At 70.8% G+C, this 23516-nt stretch carries 16 protein-coding genes; 7 read left to right on the top strand and 9 right to left on the bottom strand.

Annotation, left to right across the window (positions count from 1 at the left end; all coding sequences use genetic code 11):
• Positions 1-159: 159 nt before the first annotated feature.
• The 7 genes from mmsB to AB0C22_RS08510 form a co-directional block, all read right to left on the bottom strand.
• On the bottom strand, positions 160-1410 hold the full coding sequence (mmsB, locus tag AB0C22_RS08540; protein ID WP_219462898.1) for a multiple monosaccharide ABC transporter permease: 1251 nt from the start codon (positions 1408-1410) through the stop codon (positions 160-162).
• A complete protein-coding gene (gene mmsA, locus AB0C22_RS08535) occupies positions 1407-2945 on the bottom strand; it encodes a multiple monosaccharide ABC transporter ATP-binding protein (protein WP_208566753.1) in 1539 nt (512 codons plus the stop codon). The genes mmsB and mmsA overlap by 4 nt, the downstream gene beginning before the upstream one ends.
• An 86-nt stretch (positions 2946-3031) precedes the next feature.
• Positions 3032-4174, bottom strand: coding sequence for a multiple monosaccharide ABC transporter substrate-binding protein (gene chvE / locus AB0C22_RS08530; RefSeq protein ID WP_357534273.1), 1143 nt, complete (start codon positions 4172-4174; stop codon positions 3032-3034).
• A gap of 719 nt (positions 4175-4893) precedes the next feature.
• Positions 4894-6048 (bottom strand): serine hydrolase domain-containing protein, encoded by a 1155-nt coding sequence (locus AB0C22_RS08525; RefSeq protein ID WP_219462901.1) that lies wholly within the window; start codon positions 6046-6048, stop codon positions 4894-4896.
• A gap of 2 nt (positions 6049-6050) precedes the next feature.
• A complete protein-coding gene (locus AB0C22_RS08520; RefSeq protein WP_219462904.1) occupies positions 6051-6875 on the bottom strand; it encodes a carbohydrate ABC transporter permease in 825 nt (274 codons plus the stop codon).
• Complete coding sequence (locus tag AB0C22_RS08515; RefSeq protein ID WP_208566757.1) at positions 6872-7843, bottom strand: sugar ABC transporter permease; 972 nt, start codon at positions 7841-7843, stop codon at positions 6872-6874. The genes AB0C22_RS08520 and AB0C22_RS08515 overlap by 4 nt, the downstream gene beginning before the upstream one ends.
• Positions 7840-9198 carry an extracellular solute-binding protein gene (locus AB0C22_RS08510; RefSeq protein WP_208566758.1) on the bottom strand — a complete coding sequence of 453 codons (1359 nt, stop codon included), beginning with the start codon at positions 9196-9198 and terminating at the stop codon, positions 7840-7842. The genes AB0C22_RS08515 and AB0C22_RS08510 overlap by 4 nt, the downstream gene beginning before the upstream one ends.
• A 411-nt stretch (positions 9199-9609) precedes the next feature.
• Here AB0C22_RS08510 and AB0C22_RS08505 point away from each other — a divergent pair, with 411 nt between their 5' ends.
• On the top strand, positions 9610-10635 hold the full coding sequence (locus AB0C22_RS08505; RefSeq protein WP_219462907.1) for a LacI family DNA-binding transcriptional regulator: 1026 nt from the start codon (positions 9610-9612) through the stop codon (positions 10633-10635).
• Positions 10636-10746: 111 nt separating this feature from the next.
• Positions 10747-11685: a family 43 glycosylhydrolase gene (locus AB0C22_RS08500; protein ID WP_219462909.1), complete on the top strand. Its 939-nt coding sequence runs from the start codon at positions 10747-10749 to the stop codon at positions 11683-11685.
• Between the two features lie 259 nt (positions 11686-11944).
• Here AB0C22_RS08500 and AB0C22_RS08495 read toward each other — a convergent pair whose 3' ends face one another.
• A complete protein-coding gene (locus AB0C22_RS08495; RefSeq protein WP_208566849.1) occupies positions 11945-13516 on the bottom strand; it encodes a glycoside hydrolase family 27 protein in 1572 nt (523 codons plus the stop codon).
• 385 nt (positions 13517-13901) lie between these two features.
• Between AB0C22_RS08495 and AB0C22_RS08490 the strand changes: the two genes are divergently transcribed.
• From AB0C22_RS08490 to AB0C22_RS08470, 5 genes are all read left to right on the top strand, one after another.
• Positions 13902-15278, top strand: a complete 1377-nt coding sequence (locus tag AB0C22_RS08490; protein WP_357534270.1) for a LacI family DNA-binding transcriptional regulator — start codon at positions 13902-13904, stop codon at positions 15276-15278.
• A 556-nt stretch (positions 15279-15834) separates the two neighbouring features.
• On the top strand, positions 15835-16818 hold the full coding sequence (locus tag AB0C22_RS08485) for a LacI family DNA-binding transcriptional regulator (RefSeq protein ID WP_219462911.1): 984 nt from the start codon (positions 15835-15837) through the stop codon (positions 16816-16818).
• Between the two features lie 364 nt (positions 16819-17182).
• Complete coding sequence (locus tag AB0C22_RS08480; protein WP_357534268.1) at positions 17183-18562, top strand: PHB depolymerase family esterase; 1380 nt, start codon at positions 17183-17185, stop codon at positions 18560-18562.
• A 97-nt stretch (positions 18563-18659) separates the two neighbouring features.
• Positions 18660-20126 (top strand): arabinofuranosidase catalytic domain-containing protein, encoded by a 1467-nt coding sequence (locus AB0C22_RS08475; protein ID WP_357534266.1) that lies wholly within the window; start codon positions 18660-18662, stop codon positions 20124-20126.
• Positions 20127-20147: 21 nt separating this feature from the next.
• Positions 20148-21977 (top strand): alpha-galactosidase, encoded by a 1830-nt coding sequence (locus AB0C22_RS08470; protein ID WP_357534264.1) that lies wholly within the window; start codon positions 20148-20150, stop codon positions 21975-21977.
• A 161-nt stretch (positions 21978-22138) separates the two neighbouring features.
• On the opposite strand, the gene AB0C22_RS08465 is transcribed toward AB0C22_RS08470, so the two are convergent.
• The gene (locus AB0C22_RS08465; RefSeq protein WP_219462918.1) at positions 22139-23452 is read right to left on the bottom strand and encodes a PHB depolymerase family esterase; all 1314 of its coding nucleotides are present in this window, start codon (positions 23450-23452) and stop codon (positions 22139-22141) included.
• Positions 23453-23516: the final 64 nt, after the last annotated feature.

Below are 23516 nucleotides of genomic sequence, written 5' to 3'. Positions count from 1 at the left end.
ATAGACTGTGAGCGATAACATGATGCTCGTCAAGCTGAAACAGCGTTGACACGATCGACGGGCGCAAATGCCAACGCCCCGGGCCGCGTCGGACCGTTCCGACGCGGCCCGGGGCGTCCGGGCGAAGGGGTACGACGCGGGCGGGTGCCGCGTCACCGGTCAGCGGGAGGCGCCGGCACGCCGCTTGTTGTAGACGTCGAAGGCCACGGCGACGAGCAGCACCAGGCCCTTGACCACCGACTGGATGGACTGGTCGACGCCCATGAGCTGCATCCCGTTGCTCATCACCGCCATGATCAGACCACCGACCACGGCACCCATCACGGTGCCGACCCCACCGGTGACCGCCGCGCCACCGATGAACGCGGCGGCGATCGCGTCGAGCTCGAACATGTTGCCCGCGGCGGGCTGCGCGCCGTTGGAGCGCGAGGAGTAGATCACCCCGGCAACCGCCGCCAGGAAGCCCATGTTGACGAACATCCAGAAGTTGACCGTCCGCACCTTGACCCCGGAGAGGGTCGCCGCCGAGAGGTTGCCGCCGATCGCGTAGACCTGTCGACCGAAGACGGTACGCCGGGTGAGCAGGCCGTAGACCAGCACCAGCGCGGCCAGGATGATCAGCACGATCGGCAGGCCCCGGGCGTGCGCCAACTGCCAGGCGAAGTACATGATGACCGCGCCCACCAGCACCACCCGGGCGACGAACAGGGGGAACGACTCCACCGGCTGCTGGTAGCGGACCCGGGCCACCCGGGTCCGGAAGCCGCTCACCGCGTACCCGGCCACCGCGACGGCGCCGATCAGCAGGGTGAAGGCGTCGAAGCCGTCCCCGCCGAGCAGCCCGTTGAGGAAGCCGGCCGCGACCTGCTGGTAGTCGGCAGGGAACGGGGAGAGCGAGATGTTGTCCAGCACCCGCAGGGTCAGGCCGCGGAACAGCAGCATGCCGGCGAGCGTCACGATGAAGGCCGGGATACCGGCGTACGCCACCCAGAAGCCGTGCCACGCGCCGACCGCGACGCCCACCGCCACCGCGGCCAGGATGCCGACCCACCACGGGAAGCCCTCCCGGATGACCAGCACGGCGGAGACCGCCCCGGTGAGGGCGACCACCGAGCCCACCGACAGGTCGATGTGACCGCCGATGATGATGATCACCATGCCGATCGCCAGCACCAGGATGTACGAGTACTGCAGGACGATGTTGGTGATGTTGCCGGGGCTCAGCGACACCCCGTCGGTGAGCACGGCGAAGAACCCGACGATGACGACGAGTGCGACGTAGATGCCACTCTGCCGCAGGTTGTTCATGATCAGCGCACGCAGGTCGCTGGTGCCGGCGTGCAGGGCGACGCCCGGACTCTTGTCGGCCGGCGGCGGGGACGGCGGCGATGAGGTCTTGACGCTGGTCATCCCACGCGCTCCTTGTCCTTCGTCATCAGATCCATGAGGTTCTCCTGGGTCGCCTCGGCCACCGGCACCTGGCCGGTGATCCGGCCGGCGGCGAGGGTGTAGATGCGGTCGCACATGCCGAGCAGCTCCGGCAGCTCCGAGGAGATCAGGATCACCGCCTTACCCTCGGCGACGAGCCGGTTGACGATCGTGTAGATCTCGAACTTCGCCCCGACGTCGATTCCCCGGGTCGGCTCGTCGAGGATCAGCACGTCCGGATTGGTGAACAGCCACTTCGACAGCACGACCTTCTGCTGGTTGCCACCGGAGAGCTTGCCCACCACGGCCATCACGCTTGTCGTCTTGATGTTCATGTCCCGCCGGCTCTGCTCGGCGACCTTGATCTCCTCGTTGCCGTTGACCCAACCGAGGCGGGCGAGCCGGCCCAGGGCGGCGGCGGAGACGTTGTGCCGCACGTCGTCGATGAGGTTGAGGCCGAAGCGCTTGCGGTCCTCGGTGACATAGGCGATGCCGTGCTCGATGGCCTCCGCGACGGTGCGCGCCCGGACCTCCCGGCCGCGCACGAACAGCCGACCCCGGATGTCCCGGCCGTACGTCCGGCCGAAGAGGCTCATCGCCAACTCGGTACGACCGGCGCCCATCAGACCGGCGATGCCGACCACCTCGCCGGCACGGACGTCCAGGCTGGCGTCGTCGACGACGAGCCGGTCCTGGGTGGGGTGCCGCACGCTCCAGTTCTCGATGCGCAGCACCTCCTCCCCCGGCGACGAGACCCGGTCGGGATAGAAGCTGTCCAGGTCCCGGCCGACCATGCCGCGGATGATCCGCTCCTGGGTGACCTCCCCGGAGGCCAGGGAGAGGGTCTCCACGGTGCGTCCGTCCCGGATGACCGTGGTCGCGTCGGCGATCGCGGTGACCTCGTTGAGCTTGTGCGAGATCAGGATGCTGGTGATGCCCTGGTCGCGCAGCCGGCGCAGCAGGTCGAGCAGGTGCGCCGAGTCGATGTCGTTGAGCGCGGCGGTCGGCTCGTCCAGGATGAGCAGCCGGACCTTCTTGGACAGCGCCTTGGCGATCTCGACCAGCTGCTGCTTGCCGACGCCGAGCTGGATGACCGGGGTGACCGGGTTCTCGTACAGGCCCACCGAGGCGAGCAGTTCGGCGGCCTCGGCGTTGGCCCGGTTCCAGTCGATCAGGCCGCCCGGACCGCGCCGCTCGTTGCCGAGGAAGATGTTCTCGGCGATCGAGAGGTAGGGCACCAGGGCGAGTTCCTGGTGGATGATGACGACGCCGTGGGACTCGCTGTCGCGGATGCCGCGGAAGTTCATCGGCTTGCCGTCCAGCACGATCTCGCCGTCGTACGAGCCGGTCGGGTGCACCCCGGAGAGCACCTTCATCAGGGTGGACTTGCCGGCGCCGTTCTCGCCGCAGATGGCGTGGATCTCCCCCCGGCGCACCGCGAGGGAGACGTCCGCCAGCGCGGTCACCCCGGGGAAGGTCTTCGTGATGCGTCGCATCTCGAGGATGGTGTCGTCCATGGTCAGCGTCCTGATCGTCGAAGCCTGAGGCGGGCTTGCGATGCGTCGGGCGCGGCGGTCGGTCACCGCCGCGCCCGACGACCGGCTTACTTCTTGGCCTGACCGGCGGCGACCTCTTCGGCCGACCAGTAACCGGAGTCGACGAGCACCTTGGTGATGTCGTCCTTGTAGACGGTCTCGATCGGCAGCAGGTACGCCGGGACGACCTTGATCTTGTTGTTGTAGGTCGTGGTGTCGTTGGCCTGCGGCTGCTTGTCCTGCAGGAACGCCTCCGCCGCGATGACGGCCTGCTCGGCGAGCAGCCGGGTGTCCTTGAAGACGGTGGAGCTCTGCACCCCGTCGTTGATCAGCTTGATCGAGGCGATCTCGGCGTCCTGGCCGGTCACCACGGGGAGCTTCTTGGCGCCCTTGCCGTAGCCGGCGTTCTGCAGGGCGGTGATGATGCCCCGGGAGATCCCGTCGTACGGCGACAACACCCCGTTGACCACGGTGCCGTCGTTGTAGCCGGAGGTGAGCAGGTCCTCCATCCGCTTCTGCGCGGTCTCCTGCTGCCAGCGCAGGATCGCCGCCTGCTCGATGCGGGTCTGGCCGGACTTGACCTTCAGCGTGCCGTTGTCCATGAACGGCTTGAGGGTGTCCATCGCCCCGCCCCAGAAGTACTGGGTGTTGTTGTCGTCCAGCGAGCCGGCGAACAGCTCGACGTTGAACGGGCCGGTGGCGGTGCCCTTGCCACCGTCCTTGGTCTGCAGGCCGAGGCCGACCAGCAGAGCGGTCGCCTGGGCGACGCCGACCTTGTAGTTGTCGAAGCTGACGTAGAAGTCGACGTTCTTGTTGCCCAGCAGCAGCCGGTCGTAGGAGATGACCGGGATCTTCGCCGCTGCGGCGGCGTCCAGCTGGCCGCTGAGCGCGGTGCCGTCGATCGCCGCGATGATCAGGACGTCCGCGCCCTGCGTGATCATCTGGTCGACCTGCTGGGACTGGGTGGGGATGTCGTCACCGGCGTACTGGAGGTCGACCTTGTAGCCCTTGGCCTCCAGCTTCTCCTTCACCGCCTTGCCGTCGGCGATCCACCGCTCCGAGGTCTGGGTCGGCATGGAGACGCCGATGGTCAGATCGGCGGGCTTCTTGTCGCTGCTGTCGCCCCCGCTACCCGCTCCCCCGCCGCTGCATGCGGCAAGGCTGAACGCCAGTGCCGCGCCGCCGATCGCGACCAGGAATTTCCTGCGCACAGGTTTCTCCTCTCCGGAACTCCCGCCGACTGCGGGGACCACCTGTCACCTTTCGGGGTAGTGTTAGCGCTCACATCGCCCCCGTCAACACCCCCTCGGAAATCCGGACGTCACGGTCTCGTAACGGGCGTCTCCGACTTGTCCACCCACCGGCGTCCCGCCCGCCGGGCCGGCGCGGGGTCACTTCCGTGGTGAACACGGCGACGGCGGCCCGCCCACCACCCCCGGGCTGCGACCGGACGGCGGACCCGCCGACGCCGACGTCCCGCCGGGTTTCCAACCTGTTACGCGGTCGTCATCGACAGCAGGCGATCAATGCCAGGCGCTCCGCTGAATGCACTCAGCGCCCACCCTCCCCACCACGACCGACGCATCCCCCGGAGGACCGGTGGTCGGAGGGTGGATGGCCGGAGGGGGACGGGCGACGGGTGGTGGCGCGGGGGTGGGCGACGGGTGGTGGCGCGGGGGTGGGCGACGGGTGGTGGGCGCGGGGGCGGGCGACGGGTGGTGGCGCGGGGGCGGGCGACGGGTGGTGGGCGCGGGGGCGGGCGACGAGCGCGGTGTGGTGGGCGGTGGGCGGGCCGTCGCGACTGGGACAGCCGTGCGCCCCGGGTGCCCCGATCGTCGGGGTGCCCGGGGCGCAAAGGAGTCCGGGGTCCGGGGTCCGGGGGTCCCGGGGGTCCGGGGTGCGAGTTGTGTGGGGTGTCCTACCTGGCTGGTCAGTCGTCCAGGCAGGACCGCAGCGCGGCGGTCAGCAGGTTGGCGCGTTCGTCGCCCATGCCCTGCATCTGGTTGACCACGTAACCGAAGCCGACCTGGTGGGCGTCGTCGCCGAAGCCGAGGTTGCCGCCCGCACCGTCGTGGCCGAAGCTGCGCTCGGACAGCAACGGCCGGGCCGGCGGCGAGTGCAGCAGGAAGCCACTGCCCCAGCGTTGGCCGGTGTCCGGCGGTCCGTGCCGCTGCTGGCCCCGGGACCGCACGACCGTCGCGTCGTCGATCGACGCCGGGTCGAGCACGGGCGGTCCCGCCACCGGAGACACGCACGCGGCGTAGAGGCGGGCCAGTCCGTCGGCTGTGCTCACCGCGCCGGCGCCCGGGATGCCGGCGGCCTGGATGGCCGGGTCGTTGAAGCTGACCAGGCCGGCGTCGTCGGCGGGGAACGCGAACGCGCCACCCATGGTGATCCCCCGGTCGGCCACCGGGTCGACGAACGGTTCCGGGTCGGGCGGCGGGGCGAGGTTCCAGGCGACCGTGTCGCGTTCGGTCGCCGGCAACCCGAGCCAGGTCCGCAGGCCCAGCGGTGCCGCCAGGGCGTCGCGGAAGTACGCCCCGGGCAGCTGACCGGTGATCCGGTGGATCACCTCGCCGATCAGCCAGCCGTAGGTCATCGGGTGGTAGCTGTGCGCCGTGCCCGGCTGCCACAGTGGGGCCTGGGCCTCGATCGCCGCGATCACCGGGTCCCACGCGAGCACCTCGTCGAGGGTCAACGGGCGGTCGAGCGCGGGCAGGCCGGACTGGTGGGTGAGCAGCCAGCGCACCGGGATGTCGGCCTTGCCGTGCTGGCCGAACTCGGGCCAGTAGCGGGTGACCGGCGCGTCGAGGTCGAGTCGGCCCTGCTGCACCAGCAGGTAGGCGCAGACCGCCAGGATGCCCTTGGTGCAGGAGTAGACGACGACCGGGGTGTGCGCCGTCCAGGGCCGGCCGGTACGGGGGTCGGCGGTCCCGCCGTACAGGTCGACGACCTGGCGACCGCCGACGTAGACGGTGACCGCCGCGCCGACCTCCCCCCGGTCGGTGAAGTTGGTGCGGAAGACGTCTGCCACCCGCCCGTAGCGTTCGTCGGCGTGGCCGTGGATCTGCGGCTGCGTGGCCACTGCTATCCCTTCAGTGAGCCCTGGATCAGGGCCTTGATGAACTGACGCTGGAAGATCAGGAAGACGATCAGGGTCGGGGTGAGGATCAGCAGCGAGCCGGCGCACAGCAGCACCAGGTCGGTGCCCCACTGCCCCTGGAACGCCCCGAGCGCACCCGCCATCGTCCGCTTGGCCGGATCGTCGACCAGGACGATGGCCAGCAGGAACTGGTTCCACGTCCAGAGGAACATCAGGATGGTCAGCGACGCGATGGCCGGCCGGGCGAGCGGCACCTGGACCCGCCAGAACAGCTGCCAGGTGCTGCTGCCGTCGACCCGGGCCGCCTCGGACAACTCGACCGGCACGTTGCTGAAGTGCGCCCGCATCCAGAAGACCGCGAACGGCATGTAGAGCCCGATCAACGGCAGGATGATCGCCCACCGGGTGTTGAGCAGGCCGAGGTCCTGCATCTGGTAGTAGAGCGGGGTGACCACCGCCTCGAACGGCAGGGTCAGCCCGAGTAGCAGCAGACCGAACACGATCCGGCCACCGGGGACCCGCAGCTGGCCCAGCCCGAAACCGGCCATGGTGGCGATCAGCACCGAGACCGGCACGACGCCGGCCACGATGAGCAGGCTGGAGCGCAGCAGCGCACCCATGTTCGCCACCGTGAACGCGTCGGCGAAGTTGCCCCACTGCGGGTCCGACGGCCAGGCCAGGCCGCTGGGCACGGTGCCCCGGGGCTGCAACGCCGCGGAGAGCATGCTGACGAACGGCAGCAGGGTGACCACGACCAGGACGAGCAGGAAGATCCGGCCGGTCAGGTTCTCGCGCCGGCTCAGGTTCATGACTTGTCCCCCCGGGTCAGTCGCTGGATCGGCAGCACGCAGAGCAGCACCAGCAGCATCAGCACGACGGCCAACGCGGAGGCGAGACCGACCTGGCGCTGCGAGAAGGCCAGCCGGTAGATCTCCAGGCCCGGCACGGTGGTCTGCAGGCCGGGACCGCCACTGGTCGAGATGTAGACGATGTCGAAGCTGGCCAGGGCGGCGATGATGGTCACCGTCAGGCAGACCCCGATCTCCTGGCGCAGGCTGGGCAAAGTGACGGCGAAGAACTCCCGGATCGGGCCGGCGCCGTCGAGGCGGGCCGCCTCGTACAACGCGGGATCGATCTTGCTCATCCCGGTCACCAGCAGGATCGTGCAGAGGCCGAGCAGCACCCAGGCGCCGATGACGCCGACGGCGGGCAGCGCGGTGTCGAAGTCACCGAGCCAGGCGCGGGCCACCCCGCCCAGGCCGACCGCGCGCAGCAGCTGGTTGATCAGGCCGTTGGACGACAGCAGCCAGCTCCACGCGATACCCGCCGCCACCAGGGGGATGACCTGGGGCAGGAACAGCACCGTACGCACCACGGTGCCGAACGCGCCGGTGGTGATGCGGCGGACCAGGCTGGCCACCAGCAGGCCGAGCGCGACCGGGACGAAGCTGAAGAAGACGATCAGGACGAGCGCGTTGCCGATGATCTTCAGCAGGTCGCTGTCGGTGAACACGGTCAGGTAGTTGTCCAGTCCCGCCCAGCGGGCCACCCCGATGCCGTTCCAGTTGTAGAACGAGTACTGGATGGTCAGCACGAGTGGACGAAGGACGAAGGCGGCGTACATCACGACTGCGGGCAGGACGAAGAGCCAGCCCGTCCCGCCCGCGCGGGCCCACCGTTTCCGGGGGGCCCGCGCGGCGGAGGGACGGGTGGGACGAGCCGGTGTGGACACCGGGTCACCCCGCCCGACCGGTGCGCTGCCGAAGGCAGACGTCATCGGGAGAGTTCCTTCGCGTACTCGGCCTGGACCGCCTTGACGTACCCCTCGGGGGTCTGCTGACCGGCGATCAGCTTCTGCATCTCCGGGGTGATCGCGGCGGCGAAGATGCCACCGGTGGCGTTCGCGGTGAAGTCCACCGCGCCGTTCTCCTCACCGAGCTGCTGCGACGCCTTGAGCGTCTCGGCCAGCACGGTGTTCGGCGCGGCGGCCGGCACGGCCAGGTCACTCGGGCCACCCGGGCTGGAGCCGCCGATCTTGACGGCGATCTCCCGGGCGGTGGGGTTGGTGTGCGCCCAGTTCAGGAAGAACGCGGCGGCGTCGGGGTTCTTGGCCTTGGCGCTGATGCCGAAGGTGTTCGGGGCGGACATCGCCACGTGTTTGCCGCCGGCCGACTCGCTCGGGAACAGGAAGAAGCCCACGTTGCCGGGCATCGTCTTGTCGAGGTTGGCCGACTCCCAGTCGCCGTTGAACATGAACAGGCCGTTGTTCTTCTGGAACTCGCCCACCATGCTCGCGTAGTCCAGGGCGTTGGCGTCCTTGGGGAAGTAGCCGGCCTGGGCCCACTTCTGGATGGTCTGGGTGGCCTTCAGCGCGGCCGGAGTGTCGAACGTCGCGCCCGGCTTCTGGAAGATCCAGTCGGCCACCTGGGCCGGGTCACCGAACTGGTTCTGCAACGCCTGGTGCGGGAAGTTGATGCCCGCGGTGTTCTTGTTGAACTGCATGATCGGCTGCACGCCGGCGGTCTTGGCCTTGGCCAGCAGCTGCTCGAACTCGGCGATGGTGGCCGGCGGCTGGGTCATCCCGACCTGCTCGGCGAGCTTCTTGTTGTAGAACACCCCGGTGACGCTGTAGCCGAGGCCCATCCCCCACAGCGAGCCGGTGCCCCGGGTGGTGCCGCCCTCGCCGACCCGCAGCTGCACCAACTGGGAGGCGGGGAACTTGTCCCAGCCGTACGCGGTGAAGTAGGGGTCGAGGTTCTTGAGCAGGTCGTCCTTGACCAGGTCGACCATGGTGGGGAGCCGGATGATGTCCGGCGAGTTGTCCGAGGCCATCACCCGGGGCGCGTTCTCCACGATGACCGTGAACTGGTCCTCGCGGATGTTGAACTTGACGTTCGGGTGCTGCTTGGTGAACTCGTCGGCCAGCGCCTTGGCCAGCGGGAAGCCGGTCTCGGCGTACATCTCCAGGGTGATCGGGTCGCTGCCCAGCTCGGTGCTGACGGCGGCGTCGGACCCGGCGCGCGGCGACTCGTCCGCACCGGGTGCGCTGCACGCCGTGGCGGCCAGCCCCAACGCCAGCACGGGGGCCAGGAGCGCCGTCCGGCGGGAGAACCTTGCCAGTGGTGTAGCCAATTGAGGACTCCTCGACTCTTCCGTGCGTGCCCCGGCCGCGGTACGGGCCGGGTCGGCGGGTCGTCACGGTGGGTGACCAGCCGCAACAGTACGTCGCCGTCGGCATGCCGCCGCAGCACGCGATGTCGTTACCGATGACCACGCCGGGGGTCACCGAGGGTGCCGCCCGACCTGTCAAAAGTAGCCGCTAAACTGATTTAGCAGAGCATGCGCGCGGCGACCTGAGCTGTCAAGGACCAATTGGCAACGGTCCGGAAACATCCGGTTCACGCTCAGCCACCCGCCCCACCGGCCGTCGCGGGTGGTCACCGACACACACCCGGGGTGACCGCCGGCACCGGGCCCGGCCGGACCACGCATCATGATGGGCGGGAGCGACGGCCGCGACGCCGCCGCCGATTCGGAGGACTGATGGGCCGCAACAGAGCAACCCTGGCCGATGTCGCGCGACGGGCCGGGCTGTCCAAGACCGCCGCGTCGATGGTCCTCAACGGCCGGGAGGGCACCCGGCTGTCGGCCGAGGCGCACCAGCGCGTCTTCGCCGCCGCCGAGGAGCTGGGCTACCGGCCCAACCTGGCGGCCCGGAGCCTGCGTACCCGCAAGACCGCCACCATCGCGTTCGTCTCCGACATCGTCGCCACCACCCGGTTCGCCGGCGGCCTCATCCGCGGCGCGCTCGACGCGGCCCGGGAGCGCGACCACGTGCTGCTCATCACCGAGACGCAGGGCGACGCCACCTTCGAGCAGTACGCCATCGAGGCGATGCTCGACCGGCAGGTCGACGGGGTGATCTACGCCGCGATGGCGACCCGGCGGCTGACCGTCCCGGCGGCCATCCTCGGCGGCCCGGTGGTGCTGCTCAACGCCACCAGCCCGGACGACCTGCCCTGCGTGCTCCCCGACGACGAGCGGGCCGGCCGTACCGTCGCCACCACCCTGCTCGACCAGGGCCACCGCGACCGGATCGCGCTGATCGGCCGCAACCGTCTCAAGGAGGACGACGAGGAGGTCTCCCTGGCGGCCCGGGCCCGGCTGCGCGGCGTGCACCAGGCGCTCGGTGCCGCCGGGGTCGAGCTGCTGACCGAGTGCTTCTGCGCCGAGTGGCTGCCCGAACACGGCTACGCCGCCATGCGCACGCTGCTGGGCCGGCCCACCCGGCCGACCGCGATCATCTGCATGAACGACCGGCTCGCGTTCGGCGCCTACCAGGCGCTCGCCGAGGCCGGGCTGACCGTCCCGGACGACCTCTCGGTGGTCTCGTTCGACGACGACCCGATCGCCGCCTGGTTGCGCCCCGGCCTGTCCACCACCGCTCTGCCGCACGAGCAGATGGGGCGGCGGGCCGTCGAGATCCTCCTCGACGGCGGCGACGCCGAACCGTCCCTCGTCCCCATGCCGCTGCGTCGCCGCCGGTCCGTGGCCACCCCGGTCCGATAGCCGGGACCCCCCGGCGCGACCGCCGGGCAGGTGCCCGCCGCAGCGCTCCCACCACCGGCCGCTGGCCACCCGAACTGGTCGCTAAACCGATTTAGTGCTAGCTTCCCCGCCATGCTACGTCTACCCGACCACTGGGTGTGGGACAGCTGGTACGCCCGGGACGACAACGACCGGTGGCACGCGTTCTTCCTGCGCGCCTCCCGTGCCCTGCACGACCCGCACCGCCGGCACCGCCGCGCCACGATCGGCCACGCCGTCTCGACCGACCTGCACACCTGGCACCTGGTCGCCGACGCGCTCGTCCCGGCCGACGCGCCGAGCTGGGACGACCTCGCGACCTGGACGGGCTGCACCGTGCGCGGCCCGGACGGGCGGTGGTACCTGTTCTACACCGGGGTCGGCCGCGCCGAGGACGGGCTGGTCCAGCGGATCGGCCTGGCCGTCTCCGACGACCTGACCACCTGGCGCCGGCACGGCGACGGGCCGCTCGTCGAAGCCGACCCCACCTGGTACGAACTGCTCGACCGGACGCTGTGGTACGAGCAGGCCTGGCGCGACCCGTGGGTGTTCCCCGATCCGGACGGCGCCGGCTGGCACATGCTCGTCACCGCCCGGATCAACACCGGGCCGACCGAGGCACGCGGGGTCGTCGGTCACGCCACCTCACCGGACCTGGTGAACTGGACCGTCCAACCGCCGCTGTCGATCCCGGCCGGCTTCGGGCACCTGGAGGTCCCCCAGGTCGCCGTCGTCGACGGGCAGCCCCTGCTGCTGTTCTCCACCGACGCCGCCGGCACCCGCCACGACGGCCACCGGATCTGGGTGGCGGAGGGTCACGACGTACGCGGCCCGTGGGACATCGCCTCGGCCCGCCCGTTCCCGCACCCGCACCTCTACGCGCCCCGGCTGGTCCCCGGACCGGCCGGGGACTGGTCCCTCATCGGATTCCACGACCACGTCGACGGGGAGTTCGTCGGTGCGCTGAGTGATCCGATCGCGGTCCGTTACCGCGCCGGGGACGGGCTGACCGCCACCGGCACGGCCGGCTGAGCGTTCCTGCGGCCACCACCCGGCCGCAGCGGTACGGGCGGGGGCGGCCACCGCCGTGCCGGACGGGCTCGGAGGCGGCCACCACCGTGCCGGGTTGGACGCGGGGGCGGCCACCGCCGTGCCGGACGGACGGACGGACGCGCAAGCGGACCGGACCCGGACGGCGTCCGCACCACGCCGTCCGGGTCCGGGGCCGCTCACCGGCGTCCGCCCGCCCGGTGCCCGGACCGGCAGCGGGCGGACGGCGGCGGCCGGTCGGTCAGCGGCGGGTCCAGCGCTGGTTGGCCGCCCCGGTGCACGACCAGAGCAGCACCGTGGTGCCGTTGGCGGTGCCGTTGTTGTTCACGTCGAGGCAGAGGCCGGACTGCACGCTGCTGATCGTGCCGTTGGCGTTGAACGTCCACTGCTGGTTGGTCCCACCGTTGCAGTCCCAGATCTGGGCCTTGGTGCCGGCGGTGGCGTTGGTCGGCGCGTCCAGGCACTTACCGAGGGACTGGAGGGTCTGGCCGTTGGCCGTCCAGCGCTGGTTGGCAGCCCCGTTGCAGTCCCAGATCACCGGTTGGGTGCCGTTGGCGGTGCTGCTCTGCGGGACGTCGAGGCACCGACCGGAGGCGACGCTGGCCAGCGCGCCCGCGGTGGACGGCGGCGTCGTCGGCGGCGGGGCGGTGCCACCGCCGCTGACCCGGTACACCACCGTGCCGTGCGACGGCACACTCGCGGAGATGGTGCCGGTGCTGGTGGTGCTCGCGTTGGTCCAGGCGTCGACCAGGGTGAAGGAGGAGCCGGACTTGCCGATGGCGGCGGCGGTGGTGGAGATCGTCGTCGTCGAGCCACCCTGGTTGAACAGGGCGACCGCGACGTCGCCGTTGGCAAGCCGCTTGGCCAGCACCCGGCGGGTGCCGTCGAAGGAGACCTGGGCGCCCTGCAACGCCAGCGCGTCCTGGTTGATGGCGATCAGGTTCGCGTTCTTGAGGATGGTCTGGGTGGCGGAGTTCATCGACCGGACGTCGTTGCCGGCGATCAGGGGCGAGGCCATGATCGCCCACATCGCGAAGTGGCTGCGCATCTCGGTGTCGGTCATGCCGCCCCGGCCCACCTCCATCATGTCGGGGTCGGTGAAGGCGCCGGGCTTCGCGTACGGGGCCAGCGGCACGTTGACGTCGATGATGTTCTGGATGCCCATCGGGTAGCCGTTGGTCTGGCCGCTGTTCCAGGTGTTGGTGATGTCCTCGGTGGTGCGCCACATGTTCGCCACGTCGCCCCAGTTGCGCTGCGGCCCGGTCTTGGCGTGGATGCTGTTGGGGTTGATGCTGTAGACGATCGGCCGGCCGGTGGCGGCCAGGGCGTCGCGCATCTTGGCGAACGTGGTGACCTGCTGGTCGATGGAGCCGTTCGGCGAGCACCAGTCGTACTTGAGATAGTCGACGCCCCAGTTGGCGAACTGCCGGGCGTCCTGCACCTCGTGGCCCTGGCTGCCGGTGGCGCCGGGGTAGGAGTTGAAGTACTGGGCGCAGGTCTTGTCGACCGGCACCTGGTAGATGCCGAACTTCAGCCCCCGGGCGTGGATGTAGTCGCCGAGCGCCTTCATCCCGGAGGGGAACCGGGTCGGGTCACCCTGGAGGTTGCCCGCCGAGTCCCGGTTGGGGTTGAACCAGCAGTCGTCGACCACGACGTACTGGTAGCCCAGATCCCGCATACCGCTGCTGACCAGCGCGTCGGCCGTCTGCCGGATCAGCGCCTCGTTGATGTTGCAGCCGAAGGAGTTCCAACTGTTCCAGCCCATCGGCGGGGTCCGGGCCGTCCCGTTGTCCAGTGCCTGCGCCACCGGCATCCGGATGCCCACCAGGACGCCGGCCAGGAGCAGACCGGCTGCCAGCGCCCGCCCCCAGCTCCGGGCTCGCACGAATCGCTTCACGAAGTCTCCAATCAGTGGTGCCGCGTCGGGCGGGACGTCCGGGAGTCGGCTCGAACCACCCCGGGTGTGAGCGCTCGAACGGCTCGGTGTGAGCGCTAACAACGGCCCCTCATGTTACGTAAGCGTTTCAGCGTATTCAACTGCTTCCATATTTTTACCGCTCTATCACCGGGCGTCGGCAGGTCGGCCCACCGGCGGCCCCCCGAGGGCTGCGGACCACGCCGGGACGCGGGACGCAGCAGTGCGGCATGGAGCCATCGTGGAGCTATCTGCACCGCCTGACATCGAATACGCTGGCTCCATGTCAGATAGCTCCAGACGCGGACGGCGCGCTCGCGGCGAGATCGAGCAGCTTCCCAGCGGCTCGCTCCGGGTGCGGGTGTACGCCGGGATCGACCCCGTGTCGAAGCGTCGGCGCTACCTCACCGAGACCGTGCCCGCCGGCCCGGTCGCGGCCCGCCACGCCGAAGCCGTCCGCAGCCGGCTGCTCGACCGGGTACGACGACAGCCCACGCCTGCCGCCCCGACCGGCGACCCGGTGGCCGGCAGGTCGGGTGGCACCCCCGGGCCCCCCGCCGCCGTCCCCCCGGCAACCGCCGCGGCGGACCCCGCGCGTACCACCACCCCGACGGTCGGCAGGCCGGCCGGGGCGCCACGACGCAGCCGACGCCGGGGCGAACCGACGCTGACCACGATCGCCCAACTGGCGGACGTCTCGGCGCCCACCGTGTCCAAGGTCCTCAACGGCCGCACCGGGGTCGCGGCGGAGACCCGGGCCCGGGTGGAGTCGCTGCTACGCGAGCACGGCTACCGCCGCCCCGAACTGGGCACCCCGAACGCCAGCGTGGAGGTGGTCTTCTACGGCATGCAGAGCAACCTGGCGGTGCTGATCATGCAGGGGGTGCAGCAGGTCGCCGGGGCGCACCGGCTCGCCGTCGGCTTCATCGACGCCCGCCGCCAGGTCTCGGAGGGGCGGTTCTGGGCCCGCGACCTGCTGGCCCGTCGCCCGACCGGAGTGATCGCGGTGAATCTCGGCTTCACCTCCGAACAGCACGCCCTGCTGGCGGCGAGCGCGATCCCCCTGGTCGTCATCGATCCCACGGGCGAGCCGCCACTGCACGCCGTCCCGTCGGTGACGACGACCAACTGGAGCGGTGGCTTCGAGGCCGCCCGGCACGTACTCGACCTGGGGCATCGGCAGGTCGGGGTGATCTCCGGGCCGACCGAACGGCTGTGCGCCAAGGCCCGCCTGGACGGTGCCCGGGCGGCGTTGGAGGCGGCGGGAGCCGGGCTGCCCGCGCGCCGGCTGCGCTTCGGCCACTGGTTCTCCTTCGAGGACGGTCTCAGCCTCGGCCAGGAACTGCTCCGGCAGAACCCCACGCCCACGGCGATAGTGTGCGGCAACGACCTGCAGGCGCTCGGCGTCTACGAGGCGGCCCGGTTGGCCGGCCGACGGATCCCCCAGGACCTCAGCGTGGTGGGCTTCGACGACATCCCGTACACCATGTTCTGCGGACCGCCGATGACCTCGGTGCGGCAGCCGCTGACCGAGATGGCCGCCGCCGCGACGCGGATGGTGCTGACCCTGGCCGCCAACGAGAACCTCACGCAGACCCGGGTCGAACTGGCCACCACGCTGGTGGTGCGGGGCAGCACCGCGGCGGCACCGGCGCACTGACCCGCTCGGCGCGGCCGGTCCGGGGCGGCGCGGCCGGTCCGGGGCGGTTGCCGGGGCGGGTCCTCGAAACCTGTCCTTGTCGTTGCCGAACGGTTTCGAGTAGCATCCGGTTCGATCGATACGGCAGGTCGTCGTGGTGCGGTCGCCCTGGTCACGGTGTCCTCCGGTTCCACCGGTGGCGCACCGCCCGACGTCTGGTACGGCGTGCGGGTCCAGGTCAGGTCCGTCGTCCGGCACGGCTGGCCGGCCCGACACGGCGTAGGACAGTGACCTTCGAGGAGCGAGGGAGGGCCAGAGGGACCCGTCACCGCCAGTTCGCCTACCGCCTGCGATCCGTGATGACGAATATCACGGCACGCCGGCGACACTCGGCCGCGTCGCCGACCCAATCAGGGCGACACGCCGCGTAGACTCTCGCTGATCCAGCGTTGTCCACGGCGTGCACGCCCATGCCTCGTGTCCGACGTCCCTCATCGGACGCCGGGCCGGGCCGCTTCGCCGTCAGCGGGCTGCGGGGCGGACCGAGAGGTGTGGGATTACTGTGCGCGCTCCTGCGATGAGAGACGTGGCCCGCCTCGCCGGAGTTTCCCACCAGACCGTGTCGCGGGTCCTCAACGGACATCCCCACGTGCGGGAACAGACCCGCCTACGGGTCCAGGCCGCGATCACCGAGCTCGGCTACCGCCCGAACCGGGCCGCCCGCACCCTGGTCACCGGGCGATCGCAGGTGCTCGGTGTGGTGGCGCTCAACACCACCCTCTACGGCCCGGCGTCCCTGCTGTCCGCTTTCGAACTCGCCGCGGCCGAGGCCGGCTTCGCCGTCAGCGTCGGTAGCGTCCGCAACCTGGACCGTACCTCCATCACCGCCGTCGTCGAGCGGCACCTGGCCCACCGGGTCGCCGGGATCGTGGTGATCGCACCGGTGGAGTCCGCCGGCGAGGCGCTGGAGTGCCTTCCCACCGACATCCCGCTGGTCACCGTGGACGGCGACCCCCGCCGTCCGGTGCCGCTGGTCACCATCGACCAGGTGGAGGGGGGCCGGTTGGCCACCCGGCACCTGCTCGACGCGGGTCACCGGACGGTCTGGCACGTGTCGGGCCCGGCCGACTGGTTCGACAGCGCGGGGCGTCTCGCCGGCTGGCGGGAGACGTTGCAGGCCGCCGGTGCGGAGGTTCCCCCGGTGTTGCAGGCGGACTGGTCCGCCGCCTCGGGATACCGGTGCGGCCAGATGCTGGCCCGGACCCCTGAGGTCACCGCGATCTTCACGGCCAACGACGATCTCGCGCTGGGCGTGCTGCACGCGCTGCACGAACACGGCCGGCGGGTGCCGGAGGAGGTCAGCGTCGTCGGTTTCGACGACGTCCCGGACGCCGCGTACTTCATCCCGCCGTTGACCACCGTCCGGCCGGACTTCGACACCGTGGCCGAGGCCAGCCTCGGCCTGCTGCTGACGCAGATCGACGCAGGCGTCGACCACACGCTGCGGCAGACCATCTCCCCCACCCTGATCACCCGGGACAGCGTCGCCGCGCCCCGGTGACGGGCGGACCGTCACCGGTCGCCGCGGTGGCGTGTCCACCCGCCGTGCCGCGCTGACCAGGCTGGCGGCGACCCGCCCCGCACAGTGCTGTCCGGCTCTGGACAGCACTTCTTGTTAACGTTAACGTAATGGACGATCGTCGATTTATCGGGTACGGACTCCGGATGGCCGGGTGGCCGCTCGTCCGACCGTAGGCGGAGCCGACGCCGACGCCACGAAGGGCCGGACGGCTACGACCGGCGCACAGCGGTCCGCGCCACCGGATCGCGCCACCGCCGTCCGCGCCCAAGGGTCGACGACCGGACGCGACGCCCGCACCGCCTCCCGGCGCGGCGATCTCCACCCCCTGAAAGAAAGGCCACCGATGAAGGGCAGTCTGCGCGCCGCGCTGGCAGCCGTCGTCCTCGCAATCGCGGCATCCACCGTCCTGATGACGGCGCAGCCCGCGACCGCGGCGACCCTGACCAGAGTGACCGGATTCGGCAACAACCCCACCAACCTCAACATGTACCTGTACGCCCCGAGCACCCTCGCGCCCCGCCCGGCGCTGCTGCTCCTGGTGCACTACTGCAGCGGTTCGGCCAGCGGGATCTTCAACGGCAACGGGCACGACTACGTGACCGCCGCCGACCGCTACGGCTACCTCATCGTGGTGCCCGAGGCCACCCGCAGCGGAAGCTGCTTCGACGTCTCCACCCCGGCCGCCCTCACCCGCAACGGTGGCGGCGACTCGACCGGGATCATGTCGATGGTCGCGTACGCCCGGCAGCGCTACAACGTCGACCCGGCGCGGATCGTGGTCTCCGGGTTCTCCTCCGGGGCGATGATGACCAATGTGCTCGCCGCGCAGTACCCCGACGTCTTCTCCGCCGCGTCGGCGTTCTCCGGGGTGCCGGCCGGCTGCTTCGCCACCACCGACGGATCGCTGTGGAACAGCCGCTGCTCCGGCGGCACGGTGATCAAGACGGCGCAACAGTGGGGCGACCAGGCCCGCGCGATGTACCCCGGGTACACGGGCCGTTATCCCCGGATGCAGTTGTGGCACGGCGTCACCGACACCACCCTCGCCTACCCCAACTACGGCGAGGAGATCAAGCAGTGGACCAACCTGCACGGGTTGAGCACCACGCCCACCGCCACCGACCGTCCCCAGTCGTCCTGGACGCGCACCCGCTACGGCGGGACGGGCCCGCAGGCTCCCGTCGAGGGGATCAGCATCGCCGGGGTGGGTCACCAGCTGCCGATGGCCGGACAGCTCGCGTACGCCATCACCTTCCTCGGCCTGGACGGTAGCGCGCCCACCCCCACCCCCACCGCCAGCCCCACGCCCACGCCCACGCCGACGCCGACGCCGACGGTCACCCCGACCCCCACGCCGACGGTCACCCCGACCTCGACCCCGACGCCCACGCCGACGTCGCAGTCGGGTGCCTGCCGGGTCACCGACACGATCAGCGCGTGGAACAGCGGGCTGACCTCCAGCATCACCATCGTCAACACCGCCAGCACGGCGCTCAACGGCTGGTCCCTCGGGTTCACCCTGCCCGCCGGGCAGGTCATCACCGGCGGCTGGAACGCCAGCTACGCACCGGCCAGCGGCCAGGTCACCGCCACGAACGTCAGTTACAACGGCACGCTGGCCCCCGGAGCGTCGACCACTATCGGATTCCAGGCCACCCACACCGGCAACGCCGCCGCCCCCACGGCATTCACCCTGAACGGGGCGACCTGCGTGGTCGCCTGAACCGCCGCGACCGCAGCCCCCCGTACCGCGTCGAGGGGTGATCCGTCCCCGCCCTGCCAGGGCGTGCCGCACCGTCCAGTCATCATCAGGAGTTCCCGTGCCAGAAACCCGATTCCTCCGTCGGCGGCCGGCGCTGGTCGCCGCCACCACCACCCTCCTGCTCGTCGGTGCCGTCGCCGCCCAGACCGAAGCCTCGGCGGCTGCCGCCGGATGCCAGGTCAGCTATGCGGTCAGCTCGTCCTGGCAGGGCGGCTTCGGCACCAACGTCACCATCACCAACCTCGGTGACGCGGTGAACGGGTGGCGACTGACCTGGAACTACGCCGCCGGACAGACCATCACCCAGCTGTGGAACGGCAGCTACACCCAGGCCGGCGCCCAGGTCACCGTCACCAACGCCAGCTACAACGCCACGATCCCCACCAACGGCACCGCCAGCTTCGGCTTCAACGGCGCGTGGACCGGCAGCAACCCCGCCCCCACCTCGTTCAGCCTCAACGGCACCACCTGCACCGGCGGGGTGAACCCGACCACCGGACCACCGCCGACCACGCCCCCGCCGACCACACCGCCGCCCACCACCCCGCCACCGACCACCCCACCGCCGGGCACCAGCCAGCCGTGTGACATCTACGCCGCCGGGGGCACCGCCTGCATCGCGGCGCACAGCACCACCCGGGCGCTCTACGCCGCCTACAACGGCTCGCTCTACCAGGTGCGCCGGTCCTCGGACAACACCACCCGCAACATCGGCGTGCTGTCGCCGGGCGGGCGGGCCAACGCCGCCAGCCAGGACAGCTTCTGCGCGAACACCACCTGCGTCATCACGATCATCTTCGACCAGTCCGGACGCGGCAACAACCTCGGCTACCAGGGTGCCGGCGGGGTCGGTGGCGCCGTCCAGCCGGCGGTGGCGAACAAGGAGTCGCTGACGGTCGGCGGCGACAAGGTGTACTCGCTCTACATCCCCGGTAAGAGCAGCTACTGGCGTGACGGTCACCTGACCGGGGTGCCGACCGGCGCCGCGCCGGAGGGCATGTACATGGTCACCAGCGGCACCCACGTCAACAGCGGCTGCTGCTTCGACTACGGCAACAGCGAGACCACCCGGCGGGCCGACGGCGCGGGCGCGATGGACGCGATCTACTTCGGCACCAGCTGCTGGTTCGGTGGCTGCTCCGGCTCCGGCCCCTGGGTGCAGGCCGACCTGGAGTACGGCCTCTACCCCGGCGGCAGCAGCTCCTGGAACTCCAACCAGCGGGCGTTCACCAGCAAGTTCGTCACCGCCACCCTGAAGAACAACGGCACCTCCCGATTCGCCATCAAGGGCAGCAACGCCCAGTCCGGCAGCCTCTACACCCTCTATGACGGGTCGCTGCCGCGCGGGTACAGCCCGATGAAGAAGCAGGGCGCGATCATCCTGGGCAGCGGCGGGGACTGCTGCATCGACAACACCAACCAGAGCGTCGGCACCTTCTACGAGGGGGCGATGGTCGCCGGCTACCCGTCGGACGCCACCGAGAACGCGGTACAGGCCAACATCACCGCCGCCGGCTACCGCTGACCCGGTGATCGAGGAGGTCCGATGCAGCACCGTGTCATCCACTCAGCGACCCGACGGGCGGCGGTCCTGCTGGCCGCCACCGTCCTGCTCGTGACGAACCTGGTCGGCGTCGGCAGCCCACAGCCGGCGCAGGCGTGGGACAACGGCGTCACCGACACCCCACCGATGGGCTGGAACAGCTACGACTCGTTCAACTGGAGCGTCACCGAGGCCGACGTCCGGGCCAACGCCGACTACATGGGCGCCAACCTGCGCCAGTACGGCTGGCAGTACATCGTCGTCGACTGGGCGTGGTACTTCCCCGGGCAGCACAACGGCAGCCCCAACCAGGATGCCAACCTGCAACCCCGGCTCCGGATGGACGCCAACGGGCGGCTGCTGCCCGACACCACCCGGTTCCCGTCGGCGGCCGGCGACAACGGGTTCAAACCGCTGGCCGACCACGTGCACGCCCAGGGGCTGAAGTTCGGCGTCCACCTGATGCGGGGCATCCCCCGGCAGGCGGTCGCGGACAACGTGCCGATCCTCGGCACCTCGTGCCGCGCCAACCAGATCGACGCCGGCAACAGCGCGGCCTGGCTCAACCTGATGTGGGGGCTGGACATGTCCAACCCCTGCGCGCAGGCGTACCTCGACTCGGTGTTCCAACTGCTGGCCGGGTGGGGCGTCGACTTCGTCAAGGTCGACGACATCGCCGCGCCTACCTACCGGCAGGCGGAGGTCGAGGGTTACCGGACGGCGATCGGGCGCAGCGGCCGGCCGATGGTGCTGAGCCTGTCGCCGGGGGCCACGCCGCTGTCCGCCGGCCCGCACGTGCAGAACAACGCGCACATGTGGCGGATCGTCAACGACCTGTGGGACAACTGGTCGTCGGTGGACGCCCTGTTCGACCAGTTGCGCAACTGGACGCCGTACCGCAGGGCGGGGGCCTGGCCCGACCCGGACATGATCCCGATCGGCCGGCTGTCGAAGCACGGCCCGGTCGGCTCGCCGCGCTACTCCAACCTCAGCGCGGACGAGCAGCGCACCCTCATGTCGCTCTGGGTGATCAACCGGGCGCCGCTGATGTGGGGCGGCAACCTGGTGGAGAACCGGCCGGCGGAGCTGGCGTTGATGACCAACAGCGCGGTGCTGGCGGTCGACCAGCGCAGCGCCAACAACCGCCAGCTCACCGGCGGCACCCGGCAGGTGTGGGTCGCCGACGTGCCGGACAGCACGGACCGGTACGTCGCGCTGTTCAACCGGGAGGGCGCGGCGGCCACCGTGTCGGTGAACCTGGCCGACCTGGGCATCGGCTCGGCCACCGCCACCGACCTCTGGTCCGGCGCGGCCCTGGGCACCTCGACCGGGACGTTCAGCCGTTCGCTGCCCGCCCACGGTGCCGGGCTCTACCGGCTGACGCCGCAGACCACCACCCCGACCCCGACGACGTACACGCTGACCGCCCGGCACAGCGCGAAGCTGCTCGACGTCAACAACGCCGCCACGACCGACGGCGCGAACGTCGTGCAGTGGGCCGCGAACGGTCAGGCCAACCAGCGGTGGCGGTTCTCGGACGTCGGCGGCGGCTGGTCCACGGTGGTGAGCGTCAACAGCGGCAAGTGCCTCGACGTCTACGGCGGCGCCGGCACGACCGCCGACGGAGCCCGGGTGGTGCAGTGGACCTGCAACGGGGGCACCAACCAGCAGTGGCGGATCCAGGACGTCGGTGACGGCCAGGTGCAGCTGGTGGCCCGGCACAGCAACAAGTGTCTCGACGTGCTCAACGCCGGGCTGACCGACGGGGTGCAGGTCGTGCAGTGGACCTGCGGCGCCGGCACGAACCAGCAGTGGCGGCGTACGCCGGTGTGACACGGCGCAGGGGTCTGCGTCGGTGAGGCAGGGCGCAGGGCCGGGGAGTGAACCCGGCCCTGCGCCCGGTCGGAGGTCGCCCGGGGTGTCCGGGCGCGACGGGGCTCCGGGCGGAGCACCTCTGCGGGGGGTGCGCCGCCCGGAGCCGCCGGTCGTGTCGGTCAGGCGGCGGTGCAGGTCGGGGTCACACCCGCCGCGCTGCCCGTGCCCTGGAAACCGAACTCGGTCGACTGACCGGCACCGAGCGCACCGTTGTAGTCCACGTTCGTGAACCGCACCGTCCCGGAGTTACCACTGGCCGTCGCCGACCACGTCCCGGTCACACTCGTCCCACCCGGCAGGGTCACGCTCACCGTCCACCCACGGGTACCCGACGAACCCGCGGTCACCTTCACCGTGGCCACGAAACCACCCGTCCACGAGTTCAACGACACCGACGCCGAACACCCGCCCGTGGCCGGCGGAGTCGTCGGCGGCGGCGTGGTGGGGTTCGGCGGCGGGGTGGTGGGGTTCGGCGGGGTGGTCGTCGGGTTCGGCGGCGGCGTGGTGGGGCTGGCGCTGTCGAAGCCGAGGAAGCGGACGGCCTGGGCGGCGTCGAACGGGATGGAGTGCCCGTAGCCCTGGAAGCTGATCGCCTCCACCGGCGCGGTGCCACCGGTGCCGCCGTAGCGGGTACGGGTGGCGCTGGTCTGCGGGTAGTCGGTGGAGCTGGGGGTCTGCGCGACACCGAGCACGTTGGTCCACTGCTTGACCTGCTCGCCGAAGTTGACGTAGCTCAGCGTGGTGTCCGTGGTGCCGTGCCAGATCTGCATCCGGGGCCGCTTGCCGGTGTAGCCGGGGTAGGCGTTGCGGACCAGGTCACCCCACTGCTGGGGGGTCTTCACGATCCGCCCGCCGGAGCAGTCGCTGTTCCACTCCGAGCCGTTGGTGGTGGCGAAGCAGCCGAACGGGACACCGGAGGAGCTGACCCCGGCGTTGAACACGTCCGGATAGACCCCCGCCATCACGTTGGTCATCATCGCGCCGGAGGAGAACCCGGCGACGCCGATCCGGTTCGCGTCGACCGGGTAGCGGTTCCGCACGTAGTCGATCATCGACTTGAGGCCCACGGGGTCGCTGCCGCCGTTGCGCCGCAGCGCCTGCGGGGAGGAGACGTCCCAGCACTTGCTGCTGCGGGTCACCGACGGGTAGATCACGATGTAGCCGTAGCGGTCGGCCAGCGAACTGAGCCCGTAACCGGTGTGCAGCGCCGGGCCGCTGCCGGTGCAGTAGTGCAGGGCCAGCAGCAGCGCCGGCCGGGCGGCCACCCGGTCGGGCACGTACAGGTGCATCTGCAGGTTGGTCGGGTTGGTGCCGAAGTTGGTCACCTGGGTCAACGTCGCGGCCGACGCCGGGTTGGGGGCCGCGACCACGGCCGTGACGGTCGCCAGGGCGGTCGCCAGCGCGGCGGCCAGCAGTGCGAGTCGGGGTTTCATCGGCGGTTCCTCTGTCGGAGTCGGTGGTCAGCGACGGACGACGGGCCCTCCCGGCGTGCGGGAC

It is taken from the genome of Micromonospora sp. NPDC048894 (assembly GCF_040649765.1).
Classification (GTDB): domain Bacteria; phylum Actinomycetota; class Actinomycetes; order Mycobacteriales; family Micromonosporaceae; genus Micromonospora; species Micromonospora antibiotica.
This window is presented reverse-complemented; position numbering and strand designations above follow the sequence as displayed.

Excerpts from the sequence above, each read along its gene's own strand:
- mmsB (WP_219462898.1), bottom strand. The coding sequence starts at position 1,410 with ATGACCAGCGTCAAGACCTCATCGCCGCCGTCCCCGCCGCCGGCCGAC.
- mmsA (WP_208566753.1), bottom strand. The coding sequence starts at position 2,945 with ATGGACGACACCATCCTCGAGATGCGACGCATCACGAAGACCTTCCCC.
- AB0C22_RS08520 (WP_219462904.1), bottom strand. The coding sequence starts at position 6,875 with ATGAACCTGAGCCGGCGCGAGAACCTGACCGGCCGGATCTTCCTGCTC.
- AB0C22_RS08515 (WP_208566757.1), bottom strand. The coding sequence starts at position 7,843 with ATGACGTCTGCCTTCGGCAGCGCACCGGTCGGGCGGGGTGACCCGGTG.
- AB0C22_RS08505 (WP_219462907.1), top strand. The coding sequence starts at position 9,610 with ATGGGCCGCAACAGAGCAACCCTGGCCGATGTCGCGCGACGGGCCGGG.
- AB0C22_RS08500 (WP_219462909.1), top strand. The coding sequence starts at position 10,747 with ATGCTACGTCTACCCGACCACTGGGTGTGGGACAGCTGGTACGCCCGG.
- AB0C22_RS08495 (WP_208566849.1), bottom strand. The coding sequence starts at position 13,516 with ATGCCGGTGGCGCAGGCACTGGACAACGGGACGGCCCGGACCCCGCCG.
- AB0C22_RS08490 (WP_357534270.1), top strand. The coding sequence starts at position 13,902 with ATGTCAGATAGCTCCAGACGCGGACGGCGCGCTCGCGGCGAGATCGAG.
- AB0C22_RS08485 (WP_219462911.1), top strand. The coding sequence starts at position 15,835 with ATGAGAGACGTGGCCCGCCTCGCCGGAGTTTCCCACCAGACCGTGTCG.
- AB0C22_RS08480 (WP_357534268.1), top strand. The coding sequence starts at position 17,183 with ATGAAGGGCAGTCTGCGCGCCGCGCTGGCAGCCGTCGTCCTCGCAATC.
- AB0C22_RS08470 (WP_357534264.1), top strand. The coding sequence starts at position 20,148 with ATGCAGCACCGTGTCATCCACTCAGCGACCCGACGGGCGGCGGTCCTG.
- AB0C22_RS08465 (WP_219462918.1), bottom strand. The coding sequence starts at position 23,452 with ATGAAACCCCGACTCGCACTGCTGGCCGCCGCGCTGGCGACCGCCCTG.